Origin of the sequence: Mesorhizobium sp. M7A.F.Ca.AU.002.02.1.1 (genome assembly GCF_003998535.1) — a bacterium.
Classification (GTDB): Bacteria; Pseudomonadota; Alphaproteobacteria; order Rhizobiales; family Rhizobiaceae; genus Mesorhizobium; species Mesorhizobium ciceri.
In genome coordinates this window covers 1-1,610 of sequence record NZ_RZPB01001076.1, presented here as the reverse complement: position 1 = coordinate 1,610, position 1,610 = coordinate 1, and the positions used below count along the sequence as shown (strand labels likewise).

Genomic DNA, 1,610 nt, shown 5'->3' with positions numbered 1-1,610 from the left:
CTCAACGACCGTGCCTTCTCGCTGGTGCAGCTCATGCATGACGCCAGTCCGGACGAGCGCAAGGCGACGGCGACCGGCCTGTTCAACTCCACCTACGCGCTCACCGTTTCGGACACGCCGGCGGTCACTTCGTCGATCGCCGGCGATGACGAACTGGCCGAACTCGAAGACATCCTCGTCGGCCGGCTGTCCAAATTCGGCATCACCGATGCACGCGTGCGCCGCGATCCGGCGACGCGCGAGGCCGACGACGCGGACGGCACGACGCCAGGACCCGACATCGGCCAGGTCGAGCGCGACCTTCTGGTGCTGGCCGCCGACTTCGCCCAGAGCGACAAGCTGACGGCATCGCTGCGCTTCGCCGACGGCCAATGGCTGAATTTCACCGAACCGATCACGCCCGTCGGCCCGATCCTGAGCTTCGACAGCCTGCCGCTCTATTCGCTGATCGCAGGGCTGGTGGTGATCATGTCGATCTGGTCGCTGCGCCGGCTGACGGCGCCCTACCGGATGATGGAAACCGCCGTGAACCGGATCGGCAAGGATCTGAAGAGCCCGCCGATCGCCGAGGGCGGCAGCCGCGAGGTGCGTGCCGCCGCCAAGGCGATCAACGCCATGCAGGCGAGGTTGCGCGAATATGTCGAGGACCGCGAACATCTGGCGGCGGCACTGGCGCATGATCTGCGCACGCCGATGACCAGAATGCGCCTGCGCCTGGAGCTGTTGCGCAAATCGGCGGTCCGCGAGGCGCTGGCGCACGACCTCGCCGATGTCGAGAGCATCGCCAGCTCGGTGATCGACTTCGCCACCTTCGAAGTGACCGAGGAAAAGAACGAACGCATCGACTTCTGGTCGCTCGTGGAATCGATCGCCGACGGCTATGACGACGTCTCGTTCGACGACGAGACCCGTTCGCGCGGGCTGATCTGCATGGCGCGGCCGGTCGCGCTCAAGCGCTGCGTCACCAATCTGGTGCAGAACGCGGTCACCTACGGCAAGAAGGCGCATCTTTCGCTGCGCCGGTCGGAGGACATGATCCTGCTCACCATCCGCGACGAAGGGCCTGGCATACCGCAGGCGCAGATCGACGCCGTGTTCGGCTCGTTCGTGCGCCTCGAACAATCGCGCAACCGCCAGACCGGCGGTCCTCGTCCCGGCCCGACCATTGCCCGCAACATCGCGCGCGCCGCAGGTGGCGAGACCCGCCTGTCCAACAATCCCGGCGGCGGCCTGCTGACGCAACTGCGCCTGCCGCTGGCGGCATAAAAACAAGGCGCGCCCGGTCGCCGCGCCTCGCCGCCGTTGGATTCCGGAGAAACTACCGCCGCAACACCGCGCTCAGCACGTCGCGAATGCCGATGGCGCCGACGAAGCGCGACTGGTCGTCAAACAGCGCTACCGGAGCGGTCTGCGAACGGTGCATGGCCAGCATGACGGTTTTCAGCGAGGTGCCGGGATTGGCCCAGAACACTTGCGCGGCTTCCTCGGATTGGCCTTCGACGTCGGCGCACGACACCCAGACCGCCGGCTTGCCGTCGCGTTCGGCCGCCGCCACCAGCCCGTGATCGTCGATCTTGAAGCGCGTCGTCTTGCGGCGGTCGAGCCAGACC

General features: G+C 66.9%; 2 protein-coding genes. One reads left to right on the top strand and one right to left on the bottom strand.

Annotated elements, in window-relative coordinates:
• Positions 1–1,266, top strand: a 1,266-nt coding sequence (locus EN879_RS35155; protein ID WP_127274674.1) for an ATP-binding protein, incomplete at its 5' end; no start/stop codon positions are given.
• Between the two features lie 52 nt (positions 1,267–1,318).
• Here the strand turns inward: EN879_RS35155 and EN879_RS35150 are convergent.
• Positions 1,319–1,610 (bottom strand): CBS domain-containing protein (locus EN879_RS35150; protein ID WP_348631523.1); only part of this gene is annotated, 292 nt, incomplete at its 5' end.